Here is a 26,480-nt window from a genome sequence, read left to right on the forward strand (position 1 = left end):
AGGGGCCGGCCATGACGACCAGCACCTTCCTCTACGGCGCCAACGTCCACGCCAACGGCATCCGCCAGCACTACCTGCGCTACGGCGGGCAGGATGGTGCGCGCGCGCAGCGCGATGCCATCGTGATCGTGCCGGGCATTACCAGCCCGGCGGTGACGTGGGGCTTTGTCGGCGAGCAGTTCGGGCGGCAGTTCGATACCTATGTGCTCGATGTGCGCGGCCGCGGGCTGTCGCAGGCCGGGCCAGAGCTGGACTACAGCCTGGACGCGCAGGCGGCGGACGTGGTTGCCTTTGCCGAGGCCCTCGGGCTGCGGCGCTATGCCATCGTCGGCCATTCGATGGGCGCACGCATCGGTATCCGCGCCGCGCGCGCCACGCCCGCCGGGCTGACGCGGCTGGTGCTGGTCGATCCGCCGGTGTCGGGGCCGGGGCGTCGTCCGTACCCGTCGCAACTGCCGTGGTACGTCGATTCGATCCGGCTGGCACAGCAGGGCATCGATGTGGAAGGCATGCGCCGCTTCTGCCCGACCTGGACCGAGGACCAGCTGCGCCTGCGCGCGCAGTGGCTGCACACCTGCGACGAGCGCGCGATCCTGGCCAGCTTCAACGGCTTCCATGAGGACGATATCCACGCCGACCTGCCGCAAGTGTCGGTGCCGGCGCTGCTGATGACCGCCGGGCGCGGCGATGTGATCCGCGCGGAAGACGTGCAGGAAATGGGCACGTTGCTGCCCGCGTTGCTGGTCGCGCATGTGGCCAATGCCGGCCACATGATCCCGTGGGACGACGAGCCGGGTTTCTACCGCGCCTTCGGCGACTTCCTCGGCGCGGCACTGAACTGACCAAGGAGGGAACATGCCCATAAGCGATTACGACCTGACCACGGCATGGAAGCAGGTGCTGACGCTGTCGAAGCTGCAGCCGGGGCAGACCGTCACGGTGCTGACCGGCGCGGCCACGCACCCGCAGACGCTGCGCACGGCGTTGGTGGCGGCGCAGTCGATGGGCGCCATCGTCAACCGGCTCGACCTGCCGCCAGTCAATGGCGAGAAGGCACTGAGCCGCGATGCGCTGGCCTACCTCGGCACCACGCCGCTGACCGGCAACCCGGCCGCCATTGCCGCGCTGAAGGCCAGTGACCTGGTGCTGGATTTGATGACGCTGCTGTTCTCGCCTGAGCAGCATGAGATCCTGGCCGGTGGCACCAGGATACTGCTGGCGGTGGAGCCCCCCGAAGTGCTGGCGCGGCTGGTGCCGACCGAGGCCGACCGCACCCGCGTCAAGGCCGCGACCGCACGGCTGGGCAAGGCGCGCGAGATGCATATCGTGTCCGATGCGGGCATGGACCTGCGCTGCCGCCTCGGCGAATTCCCGGCGATCAGCGAGTACGGCTTCGTCGACGAGCCCGGCCGCTGGGACCACTGGCCGAGCGGCTTCGTGCTGACCTGGCCGGACGAGGGCGGTACCAACGGCACCATCGTGCTGGACCGCGGCGACATCCTGCTGCCGATGAAGTCCTATCTCCAGGCGCCGATCCGCATCACGGTCGAGGCGGGCTACGTGCGCCGCATCGAAGGCGGCGTGGATGCCGAGCTGCTGGCGGACTACATGGCCTCGTTCAATGACCCGGAAGCCTATGCGATGTCGCATATCGGCTGGGGGCTGCAGCCTCGCGCAAGCTGGTCGGCGCTGGCGATGTACGACCGCGAGGCCACCATCGGCATGGACGCGCGCGCCTACGAGGGCAACTTCCTGTGCTCGTTCGGTCCCAACAATGAAGCTGGCGGCGGCCGCACTACCGCCTGCCATATCGACATCCCGGTGCGCCATTGCACGGTCAGCCTCGACGGCGAGCCGGTGGTGGTGCGCGGCAAGGTGATGGACGGGCACCATGCCCCCGCCGCATCGCTCTATAAGGAATCGCGCCATGGATGACGCAATGCAGACTTACCAGCGCCAGGGCTTCGGCGCGTCGATGGAACTGCGTGCGCCGTACGGCCTGCTGATCATCGACTTCGTCAATGGCTTTGCCGATCCGGCCGTGTTCGGCGGCGGCAATATCCCGGAGGCAATCCGCAACACGCGGCCGCTCTTGCGCACTGCGCGCGAGCAGGGCTGGCCGGTGGCGCACAGCCGCATCGTGTTTGCCGACGACGACAGCGACCACAATATCTTCACGCTGAAGGTGCCGGGCATGCTGACGCTGAAGGAAGATGGCCACAACAGCCAGATCGTGCCGGAGCTGGCGCCGGCGCCGGGCGAGCTGGTGGTGCGCAAGACAGTGCCGTCGGCGTTCTTTGGCACCTCGCTGGCCGCGTGGCTGACGCAGCGCGGCGTGCAGACGCTGCTGGTGGCGGGCTGCGTGACCAGCGGTTGCGTGCGCGCCAGCGTGGTCGACGCGATGTCGCTGGGCTTCCGCCCGCTGGTGGTATCCGACTGCGTGGGCGACCGCGCGCTCGGCCCGCACGACGCCAACCTGTTCGACATGGCGCAGAAGTACGCCACGGTGCTGACGCGCGATGAAGCGCTGGCGCAGATCGCCGGCGCTGGCGTCCGGGCCGCTGCCTGAGACGAGACGATGCGGCCGGGCCCGTCTTCAGGCTGCCGCTGCTCGTCTGGCGCGCGCCGTCTTGCGCGGCGCGGCCGGCGGCGCCACAGCTGGCTCGGAGCCAGGCACGGCCACCGTGCGCAGCACCGTCTGCTGGATCATATCGCGCCAGTGCGCCAGTGCCGGCGCGCTCATCATGGCCTCGCCCAGGAAGGCGCTGAGCGTATGATGGTTGGAGTTGTAGAAGTAGCCGAGCGAAGCGATCACCAGGTAGACGTCGCGCGCCCCCACGTCCGGCCGGAACAGCCCGGCGGCCTTGCCGCGCGTGAGGATGCCGTCCAGCACCGACAGCGCGTAGCTGGAGATTTCCCTGAGCCGGACGGACTTCTTCGCGTGCTTGCCCTGGCTCATGTTCTCGCTGGTCAGGATCGCGACGAATTCCGGATGGTCGAGGTAGTACTGCCAGATAAAGTCGATCAGCTGCGACAGCGCGCGCACCGGGTCGGCGGCGTCGAGTTCGTGTTCGAGCTTCTGCTCGGCCTCGTTGAGCTGCAGGTAGATGGTTTCCAGCACTTCGACGAACAGCTTTTCCTTGCTGCCGAAGTAGTAGTAGATCATCCGGTCGTAGGTCTTGGCCAGCGACGAGATGCGCTCGATGCGCCCGCCGTCGTAGCCGCGCTGCGCGAATACCTTGATCGCAGCCTTCAGGATGCGGTCGCGGCTGTCCTGCGCTTGCCTGGCCCGGGTGCCGACGGCCGCCCGCCTGGCGGCAGGCTTGGTCGCAGTGGTGATCGTCATGATGGTGGGTTGGGCTGTGTCACGTCTGGCTCGCAGTATAACGGCGCGCCGGGCCGCGCAGCCCGGCCGGTGAAGGAGATGGCAAGACAATGACGGCAACGACCCTGCCACCCGCGGCCCAGGCCGACCCCGCCACGCCGCGCGCACTGCGGCTGGCGCTGCTGCAGGCCAGCGGCGTGCTGCTGGTCACGCGCGCGCCGCAGCCGGCGGCGCGTCCTGCGCCCGGGCAGCCCGGCGCGGCCTCGGACTATGTGCCGGCGCTGCCCGATATCTTTATCGCGGTGCGCGACAGCGGCGAGGTGCTGGCCTTCAACGGCCACGTCGACCTGGGCACCGGCATCCGCACCGCACTGGCGCAGATCGTGGCCGAGGAGCTCGACGTGCCGCTGGAGCGGGTGCGCATGGTGCTGGGCCATACCGAGGCCACGCCCAACCAGGGTCCGACCATCGCCAGCGCGTCGATCCAGATTTCCGCCATTCCGCTGCGCCGCGCCGCCGCGCAGGCGCGCGCGTGGCTGCAGGCGCAGGCTGCCCGGCAGTTCGGGGTGGAGCCGGGCAGGCTGGAGGCGGAGGACGGCGTATTCCGTGTGCCCGGCACCGAGGCCAGCATTGGCTACGGCGCATTGGTGCAAGGCGAACATGTCGCTTTGCCGCTGGCCGATGACGTGCAGACCAAGCCGGTCGAGTCCTACCGCATCGTCGGCCGCCCGGCCGGCCGCGTCGATATCCCGGACAAGGCGCGCGGAGTGCTCACCTTCGTGCACGATGTGCGTGTGCCCGGCATGCTGCATGGCCGCGTGGTGCGCCCGCCCTACGCCGGGCGAGATAGCGGCGGCTTCGTCGGCAATTGCCTGCTGAAAGTCGATCGCGATTCCGTACGCGACGTGCCAGGCCTGGTCGACGTGGTGGTGCAGGGCGACTTCGTCGGCGTGGTGGCGGAGCGCGAGGAATACGCGGTGCTGGCCGCGCGCAGGCTGCGGCTTAAATGGAAGCCTGTGCCGCCGCTGCCGGCGCTGGACGACCCCGAGCCGGCGCTGCGCGCCAATCCCGCGCAGCGGCGCGAGCTGCTGAGCGAGGGCGAGATGCCGCCGGGCGGTGCAGGCAGGATCCTCGATCGGCACTACGTCTGGCCATACCAGATGCACGGCTCGATCGGCCCGTCTTGCGCGGTGGCGGACTGGCATGAGGACGGCCTGACAGTCTGGTCCGGCACGCAGAACCCGCATGTCTTGCGCATCGACCTCGCGTGGTTGTGCGGACTCGGCGAGGACAGCATCGAGATCGTGCGCATGGAAGCCGCCGGCTGCTACGGGCGCAATTGCGCGGACGATGTCTGCGCCGATGCGGCGCTGTTGTCGCGCGCGGCCGGCCGGCCGGTGCGCGTTCAGCTCTCCCGCGAGCAGGAGCACTTGTGGGAACCCAAGGGCGCGGCCCAGCTGATGGACGTCAGTGCCACGCTGGGCACCGACGGTGAGCTGCTCGGCTATGACTTCACCAGCCGCTACCCGTCCAACGATGCACCGACGCTGGCACTGGTCCTGACCGGCACCGTGCCCAATGCGCCGCGCACGCTGGAAATGGGTGACCGCACCGCGGTGCCGCCATACGCCTACCGTGCGCGCCGCATCGCTTGCGACGACACGCCTGCGATCGTGCGCGCGTCATGGCTGCGCGGCGTCTCGGCGCTGCCGAACTCGTTTGCGCACGAATGCATGATCGATGAACTCGCCGCCGAGGCCGGCGTCGATCCGGTGGATTTCCGCTTGCGCCATTTGCCGGATCCGCGTGCCGCCGAATTGCTGCGCGCGGTGGCGAACGCCGCGGGCTGGCAGCGCGGGGTGCAAGGCTCGCGCGGTACGCCCGATGCGGATGGCCAGTTGCGCGGGCGCGGTGTTGCCTACGCGCGCTATGTCCACAGCCGCTTTCCGGGATTCGGCGCGGCGTGGGCGGCATGGGTTGTCGATTTGTCGGTGGATGCCGCGACGGGGCGCATCAAGGTCGATAAGCTGGTGGTCGGGCAGGACACCGGCATGATGGTCAACCCGGACGGCGTGCGGCACCAGATTCACGGCAACGTGGTGCAGTCGCTGAGCCGTGTGTTGAAGGAGCAGGTGTGCTTCGATGCGGACGGCGTCGCCAGCCGTGAATGGGGCAGCTATCCGTTGCTGACGTTTCCGGAGATTCCGCCGATCGAGGTGGTGTTGATGCCGCGGCAGTCAGAGCCGCCGCTGGGAGCGGGGGAGTCGGCATCGCTGCCGGGAGCGCCGGCGATTGCCAATGCGTTGTTCGATGCGATTGGTGTGCGGCTGCGTCGGCCGCCGTTCGTGCCGGAGACAGTGTTGGCGGCTTTGCGAAGCGGTTGACCTTGGCGGGTATTGTCAGACACTGGCGCGCTTAACCGCCGCCATTGCCCTCATCGATCTCGCTCATCTTGCGCAGCAGGTAAGTCACCGCCACCCGCTCCGCGGGATTCAGGCTGCCGAAGGTCTGCTCCGAAATCTGCTTCGCAAACGGCACCGTCTCGTCGATCAATGCCAGTCCGGCGGGCGTTACCGTCACCACCACCTTGCGCCGGTCATTGGGATCATGCGACACCGCGATCAGCTTGCGTGCCTTCAGGCGCTCGATGATGCCGCGCACCGTTGCCTGGTCGATCGCCGTCGCACGCACCACTTCATTGAGCGAGCACGGCTGGCGGTCCCTGACCGCGCATAGCACCACGAACTGCGCCGCGGTCAGCTGCGAATCCGGAATGGTCTGCTGGAAGATCGCCACGTGGCGCTGGTAGGCACGCCGCAGCAGGTGGCCCACCTGCTCGGTGAAATCGTAGTCGGTGGCAGTGGTGTCTGCGGCGGAAGCGGAGGGCTGGGGCACGTCGATCGTAATGCGGTGGATGAGCGTGCCCCGAGTATATCCGCTGCTTATTCGACGGTGATGCCCGCCGTCTTCGCGACCTTGCCGAAGCGCTCGTACTCCGACTGCGTCAGCGCCTGCAGCTCGGCCGCGCCCGAGCCCCTGGGGTTGAAGCCTGCCTGCGCCAGCTTCTCGCGCACATCGGGACGGGCCAGCGCTTCGACGAACGCCGCGTTGAGCGCCTGCACCACCGGTGCCGGGAGGTTGGCGGGCCCATACACGCCGAACCACGGCTCGACTGCATAATCCGGCAATCCGGCCTCGGCCAGTGTAGGCACATCCGGCAGCGACGCCGCGCGCTGTTTGCCGGCCACTGCCAGCGCGCGCAGCTTGCCTGCCTGGATATGCGGCAGCGAAGCCGGCAGGTTGTCGAACATCACCGCGATATGGCCGCCCAGCATGTCGTTGATGGCCGGGCTGCTACCCTTGTAGGGCGCATGCGTCAGGCTGGTCTGCGTCATCTGCGCGAACATCGCGCCGGCCAGGTGCATCGAGGTGCCGGTGCCGGCGGTCGCATAGGTCAGGCCGGGATTCGCCTTGGCGTAGGCCACCAGTTCCTTGACGTTCTTCACCGGTAGTGTCGGGCTGACTTCGAGCACGATGGTCGAGGTGCCGAGCAGGCTGATCGCGGTGAAGTCCTTGCGCGGGTCGAACGGCACCTGCTTGTAGATATGCGGATTCAGCGCATTGGTGGAAATCGCACCGAAGCCGATCGTGTAGCCGTCCGGGGCGGCCTTGGCCACGGCGTCCATGCCGATATTTCCGCCGGCGCCGGGGCGGTTCTCGATCACCACTGGCTGGCCCAGCTTCTCGCCCACGCGCTGGCCCACGGTGCGCGCCACCAGGTCGGTGGTACCGCCGGCGGCGTAGGGGACGACGAACCGGATCGGCCTGGAGGGGAAGGCGCCACCAGGCGCTGCGCTGGCACTGAAGCTGCCGGCCAGGGCGGCGGCGCCGGCCATCGCGGCGAGCAGGAGGGGGCGGCCGGGGTGTGCGGGACGGGTTGGCATGATGGCGGGATCTCCTCGTTGGTCTGTTGTTCTGGCGGCGGCGGTGACGCAGCCGGCGCGCGGCCATTGTATGGGATTGCAGGCATGGGCGGCGGAGCCGGTGCGCCCCGTAGTGGGCGCCGATGCCATTGCGTCTTTTAGAATACAATCGTCGGGTCGTTTCGCGGGGCCGACGTGCCCGCCCGCTTTTCCCCCAGTATTCCCCGTGCCCGCCTCCCAGAAGTCTCTCGCCGTACCTGCCGCGCTGCCGTCGCCGCAGCGTTCGGGGCTTGCCATTGCCGCCGTCGGCGCGGTGCTGTTCTCCGCCAAGGCGATCGTTGCCAAGCTGATGTACCGCTACAACGTGGATGCCGTGATGGTGATCACGCTGCGCATGCTGTTTGCGGTGCCGCTATTCATGGCCATCGGCTGGTGGCAGGCAAGGCGGCTGCCGCCGCTGTCCTGGGCCGATCGCGGGCGCGTGGTCTTTCTCGGTTTCATCGGCTACTACCTGTCCAGTTTCCTGGATTTCCTTGGCCTGCAATACATCACGGCGGGGCTGGAGCGGCTGATCCTGTTCCTCACGCCTTCATTCGTGCTGCTGACGACGGCGCTGGTATTCCGCCGGCCCATCAGTGCGCGGCAGTGGGTGTCTCTGCTGCTGGCCTACGTCGGCATCGTGCTGGTGTTTGCGCATGACCTGGATGTCAGCGGCAGCCAGGTCTGGCTGGGCGGCGCGCTGGTGCTTGGCAGTGCCATGACGTATGGTATCTACCTGATCGCCAGCGGCGAGCTGGTGCGCCGGATCGGCTCGCTGCGGCTGGTGGCGTATGCGATGTGTGTGTCCACCGCGTGCTGCGTGCTGCAGTACTTGGCGCTGGGACGGGCCGTGCCGGAACTGGCGCAGCCGGCGCCGGTGATGTGGCTGTCACTCATCAATGCGGTGTTCTGCACGGTGTTGCCGGTGTCGCTGACCATGGTTGCGGTGTCGCGCATTGGCGCGCCGATGGCTTCGCAGGCAGGCATGCTCGGCCCGGTGTCGACGCTGCTGCTGGGCTTCTGGCTGCTCGGCGAACCGATCAGCAGCGTGCAACTGGCGGGCAGTGCCCTGGTGCTGGGTGGCATGTACCTGCTATCCGCACGCAAGAGGAAATGATTTCAAGGCGGCAGCGTGGCGCTGACGGCCGGCAATGAACAAGCCACCGACCAACAAGGATCAAGGAGAGCAAGAGATGGATCTCGGACTGCGCGGTAAGCACGCACTGGTGTGCGGTGCCAGCAAGGGACTCGGATTTGCCTGCGCCGACGCGCTGGCCGCCGAAGGCGTCGATGTGGTGATCGTGGCACGCGGCGCCGAGGCGCTGGAGAAGGCTGCCGCCGGCCTGCGCGCCCGCCACGGCCGCCGCGTGGTCGCGGTGGCTACCGATATCTCCACGCCCGCCGGCCGCAAGGCGGCGCTGGACGCAGCGGCCAAGCTTGGCGACCTCGACATCCTCATCAATAACGCCGGTGGCCCGCCGCCGGGCAATTTCCGCGACTGGGATCGTGATGACTGGCTGGCAGCGCTCGACGCCAATATGCTGACCCCGATCGAGCTGATCAAGGCCACCGTGGACGGCATGATTGCGCGCAAGTGGGGCCGCATCATCAACATCACCAGCGGGGCGGTGAAGGCACCGATCGACGTGCTTGGCCTGTCCAACGGTGCGCGTTTCGGCCTGACTGGCTTCGTGGCCGGCGTGGCGCGCGAAGTGGCGCAGCACGGCGTAACCATCAACAATATGCTGCCGGGACCGTTCAACACCGACCGCCTCTTCAAGACCATGGAAGGCGGTGCCAAGAAGGCCGGCCTGTCGGTCGAGGAGGTGGCGGAGCGCCGCGCCGCGCAGAACCCGTCGCGCCGCTTTGGCGACCCGGCCGAGTTTGGCGCCACCTGTGCGTTCCTGTGCAGCCGTCACGCCGGCTTTATCACCGCCCAGAATATCCTGCTCGACGGCGGAGCGTACCCCGGCACGTTCTGAGTCCGACTGCGGCCGCCATGTGCGGCCGCATTGCATTGATCATTTCCATTCCGCAGTCGCTTCATTCGTCACAAGGAATTACTGATGAGCCGCCCCCGCATCGCACTGATTGCCCATGACCGGAAAAAGGATGACATCGTCGCCTTTGCCGCCCGCCACCGCGATTTCCTGTCGCAATGCGAGTTGCTTGCCACGGGCACCACTGGCGGCCGCTTGGTCGACGAAGTCGGGCTGGACGTGACGCGCATGCTGTCTGGCCCCTGGGGCGGCGACTTGCAGATCGGCGCGCAGCTGGCCGAGGGCCGCGTCACGGCGGTGATCTTCCTGCGCGACCCCATGACCCCGCAGCCGCACGAACCAGACATCAACGCGCTGGTGCGCGCCTGCGACGTGCACAACGTGCCATGCGCGACCAATGTGGCGACGGCCGACATGCTGATCGTGGAACTCTGCCGCACGGTGTCGCAGCAGGCACAGGCCTGAAAATCCCCACACAACAACAGGAGCAAGACAGATGAGCAAAGCCATCCGGATTGAGCAGACCGGCGGTCCCGAAGTGATGCAGTGGGTGGATGTCGAGGTGGGCGAGCCCGGCCCCGGCCAGGTGCGCGTGCGCCATGAGGCAGTCGGCCTGAACTACATCGATGTCTATTTCCGCAGCGGCCTCTACAAGCAGCCGTTGCCCGCCGGGCTGGGCATGGAAGGCGCCGGCGTGGTCGAGGCTGTCGGCGAAGGCGTGACCCACCTGAAGGTGGGCGACCGCGTGGCCTACGCGGGCCGTCCTACGGGTGCCTATGCGCAGGTGCGCGTGATGCCGGCCGATATCGTGGTCCGGCTGCCGGAATCGATCTCGTTCGAGCAGGGTGCGGCGATGATGCTGCAAGGCCTGACCGCGCAGTACCTGATCCGCGACAGCTATCGGGCGCAGGCCGGGGACACGGTGCTGCTGCACGCTGCCGCCGGCGGCGTCGGCCTGATTGCCTGCCAGTGGCTGAAGGCGCTGGGCGTGACGGTGATCGGCACGGTCGGCAGCGACGAGAAGGCCGAGCTGGCGCGTGCGAACGGCTGCACGCACACCATCGTCTACACCCGCGAATCGTTCGTGGACCGCGTGAAGGAAATTACGGGCGGCAAGGGCGTGCCTGCGGTGTATGACTCGATCGGCGCCGATACCTTCAACGGCTCGCTCGACTGCCTGGCGCCGCGTGGCACCATGGTCAGCTTCGGCAATGCATCGGGGCCGGTGCCGCCGTTCGATCTCTCGGTGCTGGGCAGCAAGGGTTCGCTGCGCCTGACGCGGCCCACGCTGATGACATACGTGGTGCATCGCGAACTGCTGGAGCCGATGGTGGCTGACCTGTTCGATGCCGTTTCCACTGGCAAGGTGAAGATCGACATCCGCCAGCGCTACGCGCTGGCCGACGTGGCTCAGGCGCATCGCGACCTGGAGTCGCGCAAGACGACGGGCTCGACCATCCTGCTGCCGAACTGACGCAGGCGGCGCGGCGCTTCAAAGAAAACCCCCGGAGCACCGGAGGGGCACCGGGGGTTTTTCTTTAGCGGCGAATCAGTGCGGCCTGACCGTAGTGGCTGTCGCGCGTGCTTCGGCCTGCCGCAGGATATGCGGCGGCAGCCGCTTGAGAATCAGGTGCACGGCCAGCGGAATCAGGACGACATCATCCACGATGCCAAGACCGGCGATGAAGTCGGGAATCAGGTCGATCGGCGAAATCGCATAGAGCAGTAGCCCGACGGCGGCCGGCTTCAGCCATGGCGGGGCGTCCGGATGGCGCAGTGCGAACCAGAACAGGCGGCCGTCGCGGCGCACCAGCGTCCACAGGGCCGAAAATCGCTTCCACATGAGAGGCCTCCTTCACATTGCGGGCGCCGGTCACTGGCGCATGCACAGATAGCTTGGGCCGTTCGGGACGGCTTCAAGTTCCGGATGCGAGCGGGGGAGGGGGAAGTTGCCCGAAGCGGGCCGAGGCGAGACAGAAAGGGTGAACGATGCGCCCCCGCACGAAGCGGGGGGCGAGGCCGCGTGCCAGCTTGGCACGCGGCCCGGCAAGCGGCTTTGATCAGCCCGGAATCTTGCCTTCCACGCCTTCGACGTAGAACTTGATGCCGTGCAGGAAGCCATCGTCGGCAACCTGGTCCTTGGCGAGCTGTTCCTTGCCCGTGTTGTCCTTGATCGGACCCTTCCAGATCGGGGCGGTGCCGTCGATCACGCCCTTGCGGCGCTCTTCGACCAGCTTCTTCGCCTCTTCAGTCACGACCGGGTTGAAGTCCTTCAGGTCGATCATGCCTTCCTTCAGGCCCCACCACGTGGTGTTGTTCTTCCACTGGTTGTTCAGCACGTCTTCGACCACCTTGTTGTAGTAGACGCCCCACGAGATTTCCGAGGCGGCCAGGTGGGCCTTCTCGCCGAACTTGCTCATGTTGCTGTCCCAGCCGAAGGCGTACACACCCTTCTCCTGCGCGGTCTGCACCACGGCGGCGGAGTCAGTGTTCTGCATCAGCATGTCAACGCCCTGGCCGATCAGGGTGGTGGCGGCCTCGCGCTCCTTGCCCGGATCGAACCACTTGTTGACCCACACCACCTTCACGGTGGCCTTCGGGTTGACGCTGCGCGCGCCGAGCGTGAACGAGTCGATGTTGCGGATCACTTCGGGGATAGGCACCGAAGCCACCACGCCCATCTTGCCGGTCTTGCTCATCTTGCCTGCCACCACGCCGGCGAGGTACGCGCCTTCATAGGTGCGCACGTCGTACTGGGCGAGGTTCTCGGCGGTCTTGAAGCCGGTGGCGTGCTCGAACTTCACGTCCGGGAATTCCTTGGCGACCTTGAGCATCGACTCCATGTAGCCGAACGTGGTGCCGAAGATCAGCTTGTTGCCCTGGCTGGCCAGGTCGCGGAACACGCGCTCGGCGTCAGCGGCGGACTCGGGCACGTTCTCGACGTAGGTGGTCTTGACCTTGTCGCCGAACTTCGCCTCGACGGCCTTGCGGCCGGCGTCGTGCGCATAGGTCCAGCCGGCATCGCCCACCGGCCCGATGTAGACGAAGGCGACCTTGAGCGGCTCGGCCTTCTGCTCGGCAGCGGGCGCGGAGGCCGGTGCCGCGGTCTCGGCAGGCTTCTCGGCCTCTTTCTTGCCGCAGCCGGCCAGGGCCAGCACTGCGGTGGCGGCAAGTGCCGCCAGGGTCTTCCTGCGCGTGACGATCATGATTTCTCCTTGTGATGAATTGTTTGGACTGCTCAGGGATTTCCGTCAGAAAAATTCAGGCATTGCCGGGGCGGAACGGCTTGCCAAGCGAGGCCGGCATGTTCAGCCGGATCCACGCCGGGTTGCGCGAGATCAGCGCCAGCACCACGATGGTCGCCGCGTACGGCAGCATCGACAGGAACTGCGACGGCACCGACACGCCGATCCCCTGCAGGTAGAACTGCAGGATGGTCACGCCGCCGAACAGCCACGCACCCACCAGCACGCGTCCGGGGCGCCAGGTGGCAAAGGTGGTCAGCGCCAGCGCGATCCAGCCGCGCCCGGCGACCAGGTTCTCGACCCACATCGGCGTGTAGACCAGCGACAGGTAGGCGCCTGCCAGCCCGCAGCAGGCACCGCCGAACAGCAGCGCGCAGAACCGGATAGTGCGCACCGGGTAGCCAAGCGCGTGCGCCGATTCGGGCGATTCGCCAATGGCGCGCAGCGTCAGCCCCGCGCGCGTGCGGAACAGGAACCACATGATGGCAAAGCACAGCAGCAGGCTGAAATACACCATCCAGTGATGCTGGAAGAAGGCCGGCCCGACGAAGGGCAGGTCGGCCAGGCCGGGGATCGACTTGGCTTGCGCCGGCATGGCGAAGCCGACGAAGCGCTGGCCCATGAAGGCAGACAGCCCGGTGCCGAAGATCGACAACGCCAGGCCGGTCGCGACCTGGTTGGTGGCCAGCACCAGCGCCAGCCACGAGAACAGCGTGGCCATCAGCATGCCGGCGAGCGTGCCCGCCGCGAAGCCGAGTAGCGGCGATTGCGTCTGGTAGGCGACCATGAAGCCAGCCACGGCGGCGACCAGCATCATGCCTTCGGCGCCCAGGTTGAGCACGCCGGAGCGCTCGTTGATCAGCAGGCCCAGCGCCGCCAGCAGCAGCGGCGTGCCGGCATTGATGGCGGTGGCAATGAGGGGAGCGAGTTGTTCCATATTGTTGTGTAGCTCCGCTCAGGCTGCCGTGGCGCGCCAGCGCAGGCGGTTTTCGATCAGGGTGTCGCAGGCCAGCAGGAAGAACAGCAGCATGCCCTGGAACACCCAGCCAATGGCCGACGGCAGGCCCAGCCGCGACTGCGCCATTTCGCCGCCGATATAGAACAGCGACATCATGATGCCGCCGAAGATGGTGCCGACCGGATGCAGGCGGCCGACGAAGGCGACGATGATGGCCGTGAAGCCATAGCCGGGCGAGATCGACGGCAGCAGCTGGCCGATCGGGCCGGTGACCTCGAAGGCGCCGGCCAGGCCGGCGGTGGCGCCCGAGATCAGCAGCGCACTCCACAGCGAGCTGCGTGCCGAGAACCCGGCATAGCGTGCCGCGGCCGGCGCGGTGCCGCCCACCTGCAGGCGGTAGCCGGCAAAGCTGCGGAAGATGAACACCGTCATCACCACCACCAGCACCAGCATCACCGCAAAGCCGGCGTGCAGGCGGGAGCCGGACAGCAGGTTTGGCAGCAGGTATTCCGACGAGAAGACCTTGGATTGCGGGAAGTTCATCCCGTTGGGGTCCTTCAGCGGCCCGTTGACCACCCACAGCATCAGCTGCTGCGCGATATAGGTCAGCATCAGCGAAACCAGGATCTCGTTGGCGTTGAACTTGTCCTTGAGCAGTGCGGTGATCGCGGCCCAGAACATGCCGCCGACGATGCCGGCCAGCGAGGCCAGCACCAGCACCGCTGTGCCGTTCATGGTCTGGCCGGGCACGTCGAAAACCAGCACGGTCGCGCCTGCGAAGATGCCGCCGAGGATCAGCTGGCCGTCAGCGCCGATGTTCCAGATATTGGCCCGGTAGCAGACCGACAGGCCGAGCGCGCACAGTACCAGCGGCACGGTCTTGAGCAGCACCTCGCCGATCGCGCGCTTGTCCTTGAGCGGATCTGCCAGGAATACCTTGAGCGCGGCCACCGGGTCCTTGCCCAGCACCAGGAAGAGCAGGGCGCCGAACAGTAGTGTCAGCGCCAGCGCGATCACCGGCGAGGCATAGGCCATGCCCCGCGACGGCGTGCCGCGTGGCGCCAGCGTGATCGGGGAGCGGGGCAGGATATGTCGCAGTTCAGCCATGATTCGCGGCCTCCGCATCGTGTTGCCCTTGCGCGGGGCCGCCATCCCACAAGCCGCTCATCCAGAGCCCGATCTGCTCGCGCGTGGCGGTTTCGGTCGGCACCGAGGGCGACAGGTGGCCCTTGGCGATGACGTGCAGCCGATCGCAGATCCCGAACAGTTCGTCCAGCTCCTCCGAGACCACCAGGATGGCGCAGCCGGTAGCTTTCAGCGCCAGGATTTCGTTATGGATCTGCGCGGCCGCGCCGACGTCCACGCCCCACGTCGGCTGCGCCACGATCAGTACCTTCGGGCCGCTTTCGATCTCGCGGCCAACAATGAATTTCTGCAGGTTGCCGCCCGACAGGCTGCGTGCCAGGGCGTCGGGGCCGCTCGCCTTGACGCGGAAGCGGTTGATGACGGCCGCGGCCAGCCCGGTCGCGGCCTTCGGCGAGATCATGCCTTGCCGCACGTACGGCGGCGTCTGGTGCGACAGCAGGATATTGGCGGACAGGCTCATGCCCGGCACCGCGCCGCGGCCCAGCCGCTCTTCCGGCACGAAGGCCAGGCCCGCGCGGCGGCGCTGGCGCGCGTCAAGGCGTCCCACCGGCTTGCCGCCAAGCAGCACCGACTGGTTGCCGGCTCGCACGTCCTCGCCGGACAGCGCGGCAAGCAGTTCCTGCTGACCGTTGCCCGAGACGCCGGCGATGCCGACGATTTCGCCGGCGTGGACATCCAGCGAAATCTTGTGCAGCTCGGTGGCAAAGGCATGGGAGCGCGGCAGCGACAATTCCTGCACGCTGAGGCGCACGGCGCCACGCTGGGCGGCAATGCGCGCTTCGCGCGGCGGCTCGCCGCCGATCATCAGGCGCGACAGCGATGCCGCGCTTTCCTGGCGCGGATCGCAAACGCCGGTGACCTTGCCCATGCGCATCACGGTCGCGTGATGGCACAGCGCGCGGATTTCGTCGAGCTTGTGGCTGATGTACAGGATGCTGGTGCCTTCGGCGGCGAGCTGGCGCAACGTGACGAACAGGGTCTCGACGGCCTGGGGCGTAAGCACCGACGTGGGCTCGTCCAGGATCAGCAACTGCGGATTGGCCAGCAGCGCGCGCACGATCTCCACGCGCTGGCGCTCACCGACCGACAGGGTGTGCACATGGCGATTCGGCTCGAGCGGCAGACCGTAGCGTTCGGCCGTGGCGCGGATGCGCTCGGCCAGTTGTTTCATGCCGGCCCCGCCTGCGCCTTCGCTGCCGCCGGGCAGGCCGAGTGCGATGTTCTCGGTGACGGTCAGGGTGTCGAACAGCGAGAAATGCTGGAACACCATGGCGATGCCCAGGTTGCGGGCGTCGTGCGGACTGTTGATCGTGACCGGTGCCCCGTTGAAGTGCATCTCGCCGGCATCGGGCCGGACCGCACCGAAAATGATCTTCATCAGGGTGGACTTGCCGGCGCCGTTCTCGCCGAGGACGGCGTGGATTTCGCCGGGCCCGACGCTGAGGCTGACGTCGTCGTTGGCGACGACGCCCGGATAGCGCTTGCTGATATGAGCTAGCGCCAGCCTGGGGGGTATTTGTGATGTCACTGAGGCGGCTCGGGTTGTTGTATTGGCAGCAACGTGGAAATGAGTCAATCAGCGGCAGTGCGTGGCGCAGCATGGCCGCGACGCATTGCAGCTGTCATCATGGTCTGGTGATGCCCAATATTGGTTACGAATTATATAAGTGAGCGGGGTCCAGGCGGGCCGAATCCGGTGACTGTCCAGTCTCCGCAACGGTTGGGGGCTGGTTGCAAGTCGCATGCCGGGCACTAAAGCAAAAAGGCCGCCGTCCTCCTTGCGGAGGACGGCGGCCATGGGCCGAATGCCCGGCTGGTCAGGCGCCGGTGGACGCCGGGATGCTGGCGAAGCGCCCGTCCCGGAAATCTGCCAGGGTCTGGTAGATCTGCTCCTGGGTGTTCATCACGAACGGCCCGTACTGCGCGATCGGCTCGCCCAGCGGCTTGCCGGCGATCAGCAGGAAGCGCGCATCGACTTCGGCGTTGATGACGACGCCATCGGCCCGGCCTGCGTTGTCGAGCACGCCCATGCGCTGCGCTTCCACCACCGCCTTGTCGCTGCCGTCACCGACCGACACTTCGCCCCGGTACACGTAGAGAAAGGCGTTGTGCCCGGCCGGCAATGCCTGCCGGAACTGCTGGCCAGCCGGCAGGGACACGTCCAGGTAGACCGGCTCGGTCACCGGGCGCGTGATGGCTCCGGCCACGCCATGCGTGGCGCCGGCCAGCACCCGGACGGTGCCGCCGTTGTCCAGCGCAACCGTCGGAATGTCGGTGGCGGGCAGGTCGCGGTACCACGGCGCCGTCATCTTGTCGGCAGCCGGCAGGTTCAGCCAGAGCTGGAAGCCTTCCATGCGGCCGTCTTCCTGCTCAGGCATTTCCGAGTGGACAACGCCGGCACCGGCCACCATCCATTGCGCGCCGCCGTTTTCCAGCAGGCCCTCATTTCCGGCGCTGTCGCGATGGCGCATGCGGCCGGCCAGCATGTACGTGATGGTCTCGAAGCCGCGGTGCGGGTGATCGGGAAAGCCGCCGATATAGTCGTCCTTGCTGTCGGTGCCAAAGGCATCGAGCATCAGGAACGGATCCAGCCGGCGCTGCAGGTTCTGCGTCAGCACGCGGGTCAGCTTCACGCCGGCGCCATCCGAGGTGGCGATGCCGCGTACGACGCGATCCACCGTGCGCGAGCGTTGCACGCTCTCCGTGGCGGTGGCCGGGACGGTGGCGAGGGTGGTGCGGGTATCCATGGTCATTCTCTCCTGTGGGCGGGGCCGGCAGGGGCGGCACGCTTGCCGCTGCCGCCGAACCTCGTCGTTTCAGCTACCTCAACAATGTAGAGGTTTGGCGGGGAAAGAGTAGAGGGCGCATAGGGAACACATTGTTCTATCCATGCTCCGATTCCTTGCTCGTACGATCCGAAAATGAAACGATACGACTGCTGCTTTCTCGTGCCGGAAACAGCGGCAGACGCACCGTGCAGAAGTCGGAAAATCCGCGCCGGATCGGGCTGGGAATGGTGGGATGTGACAAGATCGCTGAAGATGTGTATAATAGTGCTCTCGTTGTCATCCGTTGCTGCGGAATGCATGCGTCCGGCACCTTGCCGGCCTTGCGCAGCAGCGGCCGATTGATCCGGCGGCGCGTCGGAACCTTCAATTTTTGCGCTGCCACTGGCCAACCGTTTTTCGGTTGCGCCGCTTCAGGGATTGTCGCTGGTCTCCAGACCCGGCATCCCGTCAATTGGGCTTCCTGCCGCCTGGCATGGAACCCCGACACCGTCCGCCGGCGCCTCTGCCGGTCATGGCGGTAATGCAATCTGAACTGGGCCGGCGGCGCCCCACTCGCAACCGCCTGGCCCAAACTGTTTTCCGCTACCGGGAAGTGGCGCATTGTGCATTTCCATGCGGAACGAGGGGGAGTATGTCAAAGCAATCCGTACGGGCGCTTGCCTGGGGATGCCTGACGCTGGCCGCGCTGGCAGGACTGGTGGCGTGGATCGGTGTCGATGTCATCCGTCAGCACCAGGACCGCCTGTTTTACGACGTGGCCGATCACCTGCGCCTGGTCGCATGTTCGATGGCGCTGGCGCTGGCCACTGGCATCCCGGCCGGCATCGTGCTGAGCCGTCCCGGCATGCGGCGCTGGGCCGACCGGCTGATGCAGATCTTCAATATCGGCAACACAGTGCCGTCGCTGGCCGTGCTGGCGTTGGCCCTGGCAGTGCTGGGGATCGGCGAGCGGCCGGCCATCCTGGCCCTGTGGCTGGCGTCGCTGCTGCCGATCGTGCGCAACACCTATGAAGGCCTGCGCAATGTTTCACCCACGCTGCTGGAAGCGGCGCGCGGCATCGGCATGACGCCGTGCCAGCGGCTGGTGCGCGTGGAGCTGCCCAATGCCTTGCCGGTGATGCTGGCCGGCATCCGCATCAGCCTGGTGATCAATGTCGGCACGGTGCCGCTGTCGTTCCTGATCGGCGCCAACAGCCTGGGCGAGCTGATCTTCCCGGGCATCTACCTGAACAACCAGTCGCTGCTCCTGCTGGGTGCCGCAGCCACGGCGCTGCTGGCACTGGCACTTGACGCGCTCTTCGCCGCCGCCGGCCAGGTGTACTTGCGCCGCCACGGGCTGGCGCGCTGAACGGGGGACCGATATGGAGGACCAAATGCAATTCATCCGACGTCGTGCGCGGCGCATCGCCATGCTGGTGGCCGCCGTCACGGCCTTTGCGGCAGGCCTGGCGCTGGCCACTGCGCCGGACGCGCATGCCGCCGAGTCCGCCAGGGCGCCGATCCGCGTGGGCGGCAAGAATTTCACCGAGCAGTTGCTGCTGTCGTCGATGACGTCGAAGTACCTGCGCGCCAAAGGCTTCGACACCGAGCTGACCGCGGGGCTGGGCAGCACGCTGATGCGCCAGGCGATGGAAAGCAACCAGCTCGACGTGGTCTGGGATTACACCGGCACCGCGCTGATCGTGTTCAACAAGGTCCAGGAAAAGCTGGGTGCCAAGGAAAGCTACGAGCGCGTCAGGCAGATGGACGGCGCGCGCGGGCTGGTGTGGCTGGATGCCTCCGGTATCAACAACACCTACGCGCTGGCGATGCCGAAGGAACGCGCCGGCAGCGGCGTCACCACGCTGTCCGGCTTTGCCGAACAGATGCGCAAGGCCGGCCCCGACGCCAGCCACCCGTTCGCGGTCGACATGGAATTCGCCGCGCGCCCGGACGGCCTGGAGCCGCTCAAGGAACTGTACAAGCTGCCGTTCTCGCGCCGCGACGTGATTCAGCTCGATCCGGGCCTGGTCTACACGGCGCTGAAGAACAATCAGGTGGAACTGGGCCTGGTGTACGCCACCGACGGCCGCGTCAAGGGCTTTGGCCTGGTGCTGCTGGAAGACGACCTGCATTTCTTCCCGCCATACAACGCCGTGCCGGTGGTGCGCAAGCCGGTGCTGGACCAGCATCCGGAGCTGGCCGGCCTGCTCAACGCGCTGGCGGCCACGCTCGATAACGAGAGCATGACCGATATGAACCACAAGGTGGACATCGGCCAGCAGCCGGTGGACAAGGTCGCGGAGGACTTCCTGCGCAGCCACGGACTGATCTGAGGAGGGCCGCATGGACTTGTTCTCTTACCTGCAGCATAGCTGGCCCACGCTGCTGAAAATGACCGGCCAGCACTTGGCGCTGGTTGGCTCCGCCGTGGGCCTGGCGATCCTGACCGGCGTGCCGCTGGGCATCGTCATCACCCGTTTCCGCTGGCTGGCCACGCCGCTGCTGGCGCTGGCAACCATTGTGCTGACGCTGCCGTCGATCGCGCTGTTCGGGCTGATGATCCCGATCTTCGCGCGCTTCGGCCATGCGCTGGGCTATGTGCCGGCGGTGACGGCGGTGTTCCTGTACTCGCTGCTGCCGATCATGCGCAATACCTACACCGCCCTGGCCAATGTCGACCCCGGCATCCAGGAAGCGGGCCGCGGCATCGGCATGACCACCTGGCAGCGCATGCGGCTGGTCGACCTGCCGTTGGCGGTGCCGGTGATCCTGGGCGGCGTGCGCACGGCCGTCGTCATGAATATCGGGGTCGCCACCATTGCCGCCATCATTGGCGCGGGTGGCCTTGGGGTGCTGATCCTGCAAGCGATCAGCCAGAGCAACATGAGCAAGCTGGCGATGGGCGCCGTCCTCGTCAGCCTGCTCGCAATCGTGGCGGATGCCTGCCTGCAGTGGCTGCAGCGGGCGCTGACGCCAAAAGGAATCCGGCTATGATCGCACTCGACCAACTCACCAAGTCCTTCCCGCAGAAAGACGGCTCTGAAGTGCGTGCCGTCGATGCGGTCTCGCTGACGGTGCCGCGCGGAGAGATCTGCGTGTTCCTGGGGCCTTCCGGCTGCGGCAAGACCACCACGCTGAAGATGATCAACCGGCTGATCCAGCCCACCTCGGGCATTGTGCGCATCGAGGGCGAAGACACCTCGGGCATCGACGGCGTGACGCTGCGCCGCAAGATCGGCTATGTGATCCAGCAGATCGGCCTGTTCCCGAACATGACCATCGAAGAGAACATCATGGTGGTGCCGCGCCTGCTCGGCTGGGACAAGAAGCAATGCCGCGAGCGCGCGCGCGAACTGATGGCGATGGTGCAGCTCGATCCCGGGCTGATGCTCAGCCGCTATCCGCGCGAGCTGTCGGGCGGGCAGCAGCAGCGTATCGGCGTGATCCGCGCGCTGGCGGCCGATGCGCCGGTGCTGCTGATGGACGAGCCGTTCGGCGCGGTCGACCCGATCAACCGCGAGAGCATCCAGAACGAGTTCTTCCAGATGCAGCGCCAGCTCGGCAAGACCGTGATCATGGTCTCGCACGACATCGACGAAGCGATCAAGCTGGGCGACAAGGTGGCGGTGTTCCGCCGCGGCAAGCTGGTGCAGTTCGATCCGCCGGACGCGCTGCTGGCGCACCCGGCGGATGAATTCGTGCAGGCCTTCGTCGGCCACGACAACACGCTCAAGCGCCTGCTGCTGGTGCGCGCCGGCGATGCGGCCACCATGCCGCCGAGCTGCCGCCCGGACATGGCGCTGTCCGAGGCATTGGGTGTGATGGACGACGCCGACGTGCGGCACCTCCCGGTGGTGGACGACTTGCAGCGCGCAGTGGGCTACGTCACGCGCCGCGACGCGCGCTCCGGCTCGGGCCCATGCGCAAGCGTCATGCGGCCGTTTGCGGTGACGGCGGCGTTCGACGAGCACCTGCGCATCGTGCTGTCGCGCATGTACCAGCACAACACGAGCTGGCTGCCCGTGGTCGACGGTGACGGCGCCTACCTGGGCGAAGTCACGCAGGAATCGATTGCCGGCTATCTCAGCTCCGGCCGTTCGCGCGGCAATGCCGCCGTGATGCAGGAGGCAATGCGCGCGGCCGCCTGAGCCCGCCGGTCGGCAAAGCGTATGCTCTAAGCATGGTCCGCTATTGCCGTTCGCCCCTGTGCCTGTTGATCGAGACCCGCTGGCTGATCCCACGCGGCTTCGACGGCTTTACGCCCGGGCCGGTCATCCTGGTGCGCCCCGGCGCCAGCGATGCGCTGATCGAGCACGAGAAAGTGCACGTCCGGCAATTCTGGCGCAGCTGGGGGCTGATGGGTGTGCTCTATCTTGCGAGCCGGCGCTGGCGGCTTCGTTATGAGGTCGAAGCCTACCGGGAGCAGCTCAGGCACAGCGCACCCGATGCGGCGCATGGGCTCGCGCGCGTGCTGGCTCGTAAGTACCGGCTTAAGATTTCCGAGAGCGAAGCGTACCGCCTGCTGACGGAGGGGCGTTCCGGCCACGAATGAAAGCGGCCCGGGCAAGCTGTTGCCCGGGCCGTTCTTGCCTGGCGGAAGCGGTGAGATTCGAACTCACGGATGGGTCACCCCATCGGCAGTTTTCAAGACTGCTGCCTTAAACCACTCGGCCACGCTTCCTGGAAAAGTGCGGGCATTGTAGCGCGGATCGCGCTGCGTGCCGGCCGCGCATTATACAAGGGTCGCGCGGTTTCTTGTGTGAATGCAAAGCCAGTCGTGTCGGTGTCTGTCCGACATGGCGGAACCTTATGACGGGCTTCGGGCTCATACTGGCGTGGCCGGGCGGCGGCGGGATCCGCGAATGTTGCTTTCCCGGCTTTCACCTGGCAACAGAGGAGAAACTCGAATGAACGGAAAACCCAAGAACTGGCTGACCCTGACGGCCGCCGCAGCGGCCATCGGACTGGCGGGCTGTGCAGCGCCCGGTGGCTACAACAACGGCTACAACGCGCCGCCTCCGCCGAATACCGGATACCAGGACCCCAATACCACGCAGGCACCGGCTGGGTCGGTGTACTACGGGCGCGTGGAATCGATTGAACCGGTCACCACCACGCAGAACAGCTCCGGCATTCTCGGCACCGTGATCGGTGGCGCTGCCGGCGGCCTGATCGGCCATCAGATTGGCGGCGGAACCGGACAGACTGTCGCGACCATCGGCGGCGCGGTGCTCGGCGCCGTGGCTGGCAACCAGGTCGAGAAGCGTGCCGCCACCAACACGCAGACCGTGTATCGGGTCAACGTGCGGCTGGACGATGGCCGCGTGGCCACGGTGACGCAGAGCAATATCGGCAACCTGCAGGTTGGCATGCGCGCACGCGTTGCGAACGATATGGCGACGCCGTACTGATCCCGTCCCGGCAGAAAAAAGGGCTATGCGATGCATGGCCCTTTTTTCGTTTGCGCGGCGCCGTTAGTCCTTCAGGAACATCTCCTGCAGATCATTGAGGAAGCGCCGGCCCAGCTCGGTCGGGCGGATGGTGGTCAGGTCCGCTTCCAGCAGGCCTTTTTTTTCCGCCGCGGCAAGCTGGCGGCTGATGGTATGCAGCGGCAGTCCGGTGTAGTCGTAGAAGCTGGAGGCCGGTACGCCGTCGGTCAGGCGCAGCGCGTTGAGCATGAACTCGAATGGCAGCTCGTCGGCGGTGACGTCGCGGGCTTCCTGCACGGCATTGCCTGCCATCGCCTGCGCCATATACGTGGCCGGATGCTTGTGGCGCATCTGGCGCAGGATGCGATGCGGGAACGACAGCTTGCCGTGCGCACCCGCACCGATGCCGAGGTAGTCGCCAAAGCGCCAGTAGTTGAGGTTGTGGCGCGCTTCGCGATGCGGGCGCGCGTAGGCCGACGTTTCGTAGTGCCGGTATCCGGCCTCGGCCGTGCGGGCCTCGATCAGGTCCTGCATCGCATAGGCGAGATCATCGTCCGGCAATGCAGGCGGGTACTTGGCGAACAGCGTGTTCGGCTCCAGCGTGAGGTGATACAGCGACAAGTGCGTGGTGCCGTACGAGAGCGCCGTTTCGAGGTCTTGCCGGCATTCGTCGATCGTCTGTCCCGGCAGCGCGTACATCACGTCGAGGTTGATGTTGTCGAAGCTGGCTTGCGCGATGTCGATCGCGGCGCGCGCTTCGCGGCTGCCGTGGATGCGGCCGAGCGCCTCCAGGTGGCGGTCGTTGAAGCTCTGGATGCCGATCGACAGGCGGTTGATGCCGCTGGCCCGGTAGCTGGCAAAGCGTTCCGCTTCGAACGTACCGGGATTGGCCTCCATGGTGATCTCGGCATCGGCATCGAGCGGCAGCAGCGCGCGGATATCCGACAGCAGGCGGTCCATGCCGGCCGCTGACAGCAGGCTGGGCGTGCCGCCGCCGATGAAGACGGTATGCACCGGCCGGCCCCAGACCAGCGGCAGCGATTGCTCGAGATCGGCGCGCAGTGCGTCGAGATAGGCGTCTTCGGGAATCTCGTGGCTGTCGGCCTTGCCTGGGACCGCGTGCGAGTTGAAATCGCAATACGGGCACTTGCGCACGCACCAGGGTATGTGTACGTACAGCGAGAGCGGCGGCGAGCCGGGCAGGGCGAGTTGCCCGGGCTTGAGCCACAGCTGGTTGCGGTCGGCTGCGGCCGGCGTTGCTGCCTGCCCGCGCGCGGGAACGATCGGAATCATTGACGTATCACTCGCGATCCGTCTGCCTGCAGGCGCGCGATCAGCGTTTGCAGCGCCAGTGCGCGATGGCTGATGGCGTTCTTGTCTTCCGGTGGCAGCTCGGCCGCCGTCTTGCCGAGTTGCGGCAGCAGGAAATGCGGGTCATAGCCGAAGCCGCCCGCGCCGCGTGGCGCGTCGACGACTTCGCCGGCCCAGATGCCTTCGGCGATGATCGGGCACGGATCGTCGGCATGCCGCACCATCACCAGCACGCAGTAGTAGTGCGCACGGCGATCCAGCTTGCCCGCCAGCTGCGAAATCAGGTGGGCATTGTTGGCTTCGTCGGACTTTGCCTTGCCCACCAGTTGCGCATAGCGCGCCGAATAGACGCCCGGCGCGCCGTCCAGCGCATGCACGCAGATGCCCGAGTCGTCGGCCAGCGCCGGCATGCCGGACAGGCGGCTGGCGTGACGCGCCTTGGCGAGCGCGTTCTCGACGAACGTGCAGAAGGGCTCGTCGGCTTCGGGAATGCCGAGTTCGCCCTGCGGCACCACGTCAAAGCCAAGTGGCGCCAGCAGCGCCCCGAACTCGCGCAGCTTGCCGGGATTGTTGGAGGCCAGGACCAGTCGTTGCATGCCGGCTCCGCTTTACGACGCCAGGCCCAGGGCGTCGCGCTGATACTGCACCAGCCGTGCAATGCCGGCCTCGGCCAGGCGGGTCATGGCGTCCAGGTCGGCGCGGCTGAAGGGCGCGCCTTCGGCGGTGCCCTGCACCTCGACGAAGCCGCCGCTGCCGGTCATGACCACGTTCATGTCCGTGTCACAGTTGCTGTCCTCGGCGTAGTCCAGATCGAGTACCGGTACGCCGTCCACCATGCCCACCGATACGGCAGCGACATGGTCGCGAATCGGGCTTTTGGCGATCAGGCCATCGCGCAGCATGGTCGAGACCGCGTCGTGCGCGGCCACGAAGGCGCCGGTGATCGCGGCCGTGCGCGTGCCGCCGTCTGCCTGCAGCACGTCGCAGTCGAGGTGGATCGTGTATTCGCCCAATGCCGCCAGGTCGAACACCGAGCGCATGGCGCGTCCGATCAGGCGCTGGATTTCCTGCGTGCGCCCGGTCTGCTTGCCGCGCGCGGCCTCGCGGTCCGAGCGGGTGTGGGTGGCGCGCGGCAGCATGCCGTATTCGGCTGTCACCCAGCCTTCGCCGCTGCCCTTCTTGTGCGGCGGCACCTTGGCCAGCACGCTGGCGGTGCACAGCACCTTGGTATCGTCAAAGGCACACAGGACGGAGCCTTCGGCGTGGCGGGTGTAGTGACGGGTCAGGCTGATGGAACGCAGCGCATCGGCTGCGCGGCCGCTGGGTCGCATGGGAATCTTTCGTTGGAATCGGGTTGAGACCGCGATTCTAACGCCGCCGGGCATCGCGTGCCCGCACCCGGCGGGCATTCCCGCTAGCGCATCAGGTTGCTGGTCTTGTCGATGGCGGCGCGGATTTCGGCGATCGAGCGCTCGATTTCCTCTTCGGAGAGCAGGTCGCCCTCATTGCCGTTGCGCTCGAGGATTGACGTGGTAAAGGCGTTCAGCGGCAGCGTGTCGGTCATCACCGAATCCTCGCTGGCTGCGTTGGCATCGTGTTCCCACATCATGGCGATGCCGGTCGTATTGTCCGCGCCTTCGCCGGCATTGTTCAGGGCCGCTTCGATCAACTCCGGCACCGCCTGCACGACCGACAGCCGCGTGAGCCTGTCCACCAGCACCGGCTCCTCGAGGCTGCCCCACATGCCGTCGGAGCAGAGCAGGGCGACGTCGCCCGGATCCAGCCGCACCGGGCCGCCGATGTCGATCAGCGGCAGGTTGGGCGAGCCCAGGCAGTTGTAGAGCTTGTTGCGCTCAGGATGGTTGGCCACTTCCATCGGCAGCACGCGTTCCTGCTGCAGCAGGTTCTCGATTTTCGAATGGTCGCGCGTGCGCGTGAGCAGCCGGCCCTTGCGCACCAGGTAGAAGCGCGAGTCGCCGGCATGGGCCCAGTGGATCTGGCCATGCTGCACCAGGCAGCACACCACCGTCGTGCGCGGGACGTCATCCAGCCGGTGGGCTTCGGCGTAGCGGTGGATCTCGCGGTGGGCCAGCATGATGGTGTCCTGCAGGAAGTCGGCCGGATTGCGAATGGCCGGCCGGGCCTGCGTCTGGAACTGGCGGGCGAGCGTCTGCAGCGCCTGCTGCGCGGCGACTTCGCCATGCGCATGGCCGCCCAGGCCGTCGGCCAGCACCATCAGTAGGGCATCGCGCGTGAAGCAGTAGCCCATGCGGTCCTGATTGACGCGGCGGCCGCCTTTCCTGCTTTCCTGGTAGACGGAGAATCGCATGTTG

At 66.9% G+C, this 26,480-nt stretch carries 28 protein-coding genes and 1 tRNA gene; 14 read left to right on the forward strand and 15 right to left on the reverse strand.

Features of this window, described 5'->3' with window-relative positions; genetic code table 11:
• Positions 1 to 11: 11 nt before the first annotated feature.
• The 3 genes from RM96_RS12410 to RM96_RS12420 are packed head-to-tail and all read left to right on the forward strand — an operon-like array spanning position 12 to position 2,569.
• Positions 12 to 842 (forward strand): alpha/beta fold hydrolase, encoded by an 831-nt coding sequence (locus tag RM96_RS12410; protein ID WP_039010856.1) that lies wholly within the window; start codon positions 12 to 14, stop codon positions 840 to 842.
• Between the two features lie 13 nt (positions 843 to 855).
• Positions 856 to 1,935: a 2,5-dihydroxypyridine 5,6-dioxygenase gene (locus RM96_RS12415; protein WP_039010857.1), complete on the forward strand. Its 1,080-nt coding sequence runs from the start codon at positions 856 to 858 to the stop codon at positions 1,933 to 1,935.
• On the forward strand, positions 1,928 to 2,569 hold the full coding sequence (locus RM96_RS12420; protein WP_039010858.1) for an N-carbamoylsarcosine amidohydrolase: 642 nt from the start codon (positions 1,928 to 1,930) through the stop codon (positions 2,567 to 2,569). The genes RM96_RS12415 and RM96_RS12420 overlap by 8 nt, the downstream gene beginning before the upstream one ends.
• A gap of 27 nt (positions 2,570 to 2,596) precedes the next feature.
• Here the strand turns inward: RM96_RS12420 and RM96_RS12425 are convergent, their stop codons facing one another.
• Positions 2,597 to 3,346 carry a TetR/AcrR family transcriptional regulator gene (locus RM96_RS12425; RefSeq protein WP_039010859.1) on the reverse strand — a complete coding sequence of 250 codons (750 nt, stop codon included), beginning with the start codon at positions 3,344 to 3,346 and terminating at the stop codon, positions 2,597 to 2,599.
• Between the two features lie 89 nt (positions 3,347 to 3,435).
• Between RM96_RS12425 and RM96_RS12430 the strand changes: the two genes are divergently transcribed.
• Positions 3,436 to 5,709: a xanthine dehydrogenase family protein molybdopterin-binding subunit gene (locus RM96_RS12430; protein WP_039010860.1), complete on the forward strand. Its 2,274-nt coding sequence runs from the start codon at positions 3,436 to 3,438 to the stop codon at positions 5,707 to 5,709.
• Between the two features lie 31 nt (positions 5,710 to 5,740).
• On the opposite strand, the gene RM96_RS12435 is transcribed toward RM96_RS12430, so the two are convergent.
• Positions 5,741 to 6,220, reverse strand: a complete 480-nt coding sequence (locus tag RM96_RS12435; RefSeq protein WP_039010861.1) for a MarR family winged helix-turn-helix transcriptional regulator — start codon at positions 6,218 to 6,220, stop codon at positions 5,741 to 5,743.
• A 47-nt stretch (positions 6,221 to 6,267) separates the two neighbouring features.
• Complete coding sequence (locus RM96_RS12440; protein WP_039010863.1) at positions 6,268 to 7,269, reverse strand: tripartite tricarboxylate transporter substrate binding protein; 1,002 nt, start codon at positions 7,267 to 7,269, stop codon at positions 6,268 to 6,270.
• A 244-nt stretch (positions 7,270 to 7,513) separates the two neighbouring features.
• On the opposite strand from RM96_RS12440, the gene RM96_RS12445 reads away from it, so the two are divergent.
• The 4 genes from RM96_RS12445 to RM96_RS12460 all read left to right on the forward strand — a co-directional run bounded on the left by RM96_RS12445 (position 7,514) and on the right by RM96_RS12460 (position 10,761).
• On the forward strand, positions 7,514 to 8,404 hold the full coding sequence (locus RM96_RS12445; RefSeq protein WP_039011037.1) for a DMT family transporter: 891 nt from the start codon (positions 7,514 to 7,516) through the stop codon (positions 8,402 to 8,404).
• 76 nt (positions 8,405 to 8,480) lie between these two features.
• Positions 8,481 to 9,269: an SDR family oxidoreductase gene (locus RM96_RS12450; RefSeq protein WP_039010864.1), complete on the forward strand. Its 789-nt coding sequence runs from the start codon at positions 8,481 to 8,483 to the stop codon at positions 9,267 to 9,269.
• 81 nt (positions 9,270 to 9,350) lie between these two features.
• On the forward strand, positions 9,351 to 9,752 hold the full coding sequence (locus RM96_RS12455; RefSeq protein ID WP_193752448.1) for a methylglyoxal synthase: 402 nt from the start codon (positions 9,351 to 9,353) through the stop codon (positions 9,750 to 9,752).
• Between the two features lie 31 nt (positions 9,753 to 9,783).
• Complete coding sequence (locus tag RM96_RS12460) at positions 9,784 to 10,761, forward strand: quinone oxidoreductase family protein (RefSeq protein WP_039010866.1); 978 nt, start codon at positions 9,784 to 9,786, stop codon at positions 10,759 to 10,761.
• Between the two features lie 75 nt (positions 10,762 to 10,836).
• Here RM96_RS12460 and RM96_RS12465 read toward each other — a convergent pair whose 3' ends face one another.
• The 7 genes from RM96_RS12465 to RM96_RS38595 form a co-directional block, all read right to left on the reverse strand.
• Entirely contained in the window at positions 10,837 to 11,130 is a 294-nt protein-coding gene (locus tag RM96_RS12465) for a YkvA family protein (protein WP_039010867.1), read from the reverse strand.
• A 217-nt stretch (positions 11,131 to 11,347) separates the two neighbouring features.
• Complete coding sequence (locus tag RM96_RS12470) at positions 11,348 to 12,493, reverse strand: BMP family ABC transporter substrate-binding protein (protein WP_039010868.1); 1,146 nt, start codon at positions 12,491 to 12,493, stop codon at positions 11,348 to 11,350.
• A 55-nt stretch (positions 12,494 to 12,548) separates the two neighbouring features.
• A complete protein-coding gene (locus RM96_RS12475; RefSeq protein ID WP_039010869.1) occupies positions 12,549 to 13,469 on the reverse strand; it encodes an ABC transporter permease in 921 nt (306 codons plus the stop codon).
• Positions 13,470 to 13,487: 18 nt separating this feature from the next.
• Positions 13,488 to 14,597 carry an ABC transporter permease gene (locus RM96_RS12480; RefSeq protein ID WP_039011039.1) on the reverse strand — a complete coding sequence of 370 codons (1,110 nt, stop codon included), beginning with the start codon at positions 14,595 to 14,597 and terminating at the stop codon, positions 13,488 to 13,490.
• Positions 14,590 to 16,164, reverse strand: coding sequence for an ABC transporter ATP-binding protein (locus tag RM96_RS12485; RefSeq protein ID WP_039010870.1), 1,575 nt, complete (start codon positions 16,162 to 16,164; stop codon positions 14,590 to 14,592). Before RM96_RS12485 ends, RM96_RS12480 begins: the two co-directional genes overlap by 8 nt.
• A 289-nt stretch (positions 16,165 to 16,453) precedes the next feature.
• Positions 16,454 to 17,383, reverse strand: coding sequence for a pirin family protein (locus RM96_RS12490; protein ID WP_039011040.1), 930 nt, complete (start codon positions 17,381 to 17,383; stop codon positions 16,454 to 16,456).
• Positions 17,384 to 17,385: 2 nt separating this feature from the next.
• Positions 17,386 to 17,814, reverse strand: coding sequence for a hypothetical protein (locus tag RM96_RS38595; protein WP_152624102.1), 429 nt, complete (start codon positions 17,812 to 17,814; stop codon positions 17,386 to 17,388).
• Between the two features lie 242 nt (positions 17,815 to 18,056).
• On the opposite strand from RM96_RS38595, the gene RM96_RS12495 reads away from it, so the two are divergent.
• Genes RM96_RS12495 through RM96_RS12515 form a run of 5 tightly spaced genes read left to right on the forward strand, consistent with a single transcriptional unit; the run spans position 18,057 to position 21,959 of the window.
• Positions 18,057 to 18,773, forward strand: coding sequence for an ABC transporter permease (locus tag RM96_RS12495; protein ID WP_039010872.1), 717 nt, complete (start codon positions 18,057 to 18,059; stop codon positions 18,771 to 18,773).
• 25 nt (positions 18,774 to 18,798) lie between these two features.
• On the forward strand, positions 18,799 to 19,740 hold the full coding sequence (locus RM96_RS12500; RefSeq protein ID WP_039010873.1) for a glycine betaine ABC transporter substrate-binding protein: 942 nt from the start codon (positions 18,799 to 18,801) through the stop codon (positions 19,738 to 19,740).
• A 10-nt stretch (positions 19,741 to 19,750) separates the two neighbouring features.
• Entirely contained in the window at positions 19,751 to 20,401 is a 651-nt protein-coding gene (locus tag RM96_RS12505; protein ID WP_039010874.1) for an ABC transporter permease, read from the forward strand.
• Positions 20,398 to 21,555, forward strand: a complete 1,158-nt coding sequence (locus RM96_RS12510) for an osmoprotectant ABC transporter ATP-binding protein OsmV (protein WP_039010875.1) — start codon at positions 20,398 to 20,400, stop codon at positions 21,553 to 21,555. Before RM96_RS12505 ends, RM96_RS12510 begins: the two co-directional genes overlap by 4 nt.
• A gap of 32 nt (positions 21,556 to 21,587) precedes the next feature.
• Positions 21,588 to 21,959 carry a hypothetical protein gene (locus RM96_RS12515; protein ID WP_039010876.1) on the forward strand — a complete coding sequence of 124 codons (372 nt, stop codon included), beginning with the start codon at positions 21,588 to 21,590 and terminating at the stop codon, positions 21,957 to 21,959.
• Between the two features lie 39 nt (positions 21,960 to 21,998).
• Here the strand turns inward: RM96_RS12515 and RM96_RS12520 are convergent.
• A tRNA-Ser gene (locus tag RM96_RS12520) sits at positions 21,999 to 22,088 on the reverse strand.
• A gap of 226 nt (positions 22,089 to 22,314) precedes the next feature.
• Between RM96_RS12520 and RM96_RS12525 the strand changes: the two genes are divergently transcribed.
• Complete coding sequence (locus RM96_RS12525) at positions 22,315 to 22,818, forward strand: glycine zipper 2TM domain-containing protein (RefSeq protein ID WP_039010877.1); 504 nt, start codon at positions 22,315 to 22,317, stop codon at positions 22,816 to 22,818.
• A 63-nt stretch (positions 22,819 to 22,881) separates the two neighbouring features.
• Here RM96_RS12525 and hemW read toward each other — a convergent pair whose 3' ends face one another.
• From hemW to RM96_RS12545, 4 genes are all read right to left on the reverse strand, one after another.
• A complete protein-coding gene (gene hemW, locus RM96_RS12530; RefSeq protein ID WP_039010878.1) occupies positions 22,882 to 24,129 on the reverse strand; it encodes a radical SAM family heme chaperone HemW in 1,248 nt (415 codons plus the stop codon).
• Positions 24,126 to 24,743, reverse strand: a complete 618-nt coding sequence (gene rdgB / locus RM96_RS12535; RefSeq protein ID WP_039010879.1) for an RdgB/HAM1 family non-canonical purine NTP pyrophosphatase — start codon at positions 24,741 to 24,743, stop codon at positions 24,126 to 24,128. The genes hemW and rdgB overlap by 4 nt, the downstream gene beginning before the upstream one ends.
• Positions 24,744 to 24,755: 12 nt before the next feature.
• Positions 24,756 to 25,478: a ribonuclease PH gene (gene rph, locus RM96_RS12540; protein WP_039010880.1), complete on the reverse strand. Its 723-nt coding sequence runs from the start codon at positions 25,476 to 25,478 to the stop codon at positions 24,756 to 24,758.
• Positions 25,479 to 25,561: 83 nt separating this feature from the next.
• Positions 25,562 to 26,476, reverse strand: coding sequence for a PP2C family protein-serine/threonine phosphatase (locus RM96_RS12545; RefSeq protein WP_039010881.1), 915 nt, complete (start codon positions 26,474 to 26,476; stop codon positions 25,562 to 25,564).
• Positions 26,477 to 26,480: the final 4 nt, after the last annotated feature.

It is taken from the genome of Cupriavidus sp. IDO (assembly GCF_000812465.1).
Taxonomy (GTDB): domain Bacteria; phylum Pseudomonadota; class Gammaproteobacteria; order Burkholderiales; family Burkholderiaceae; genus Cupriavidus.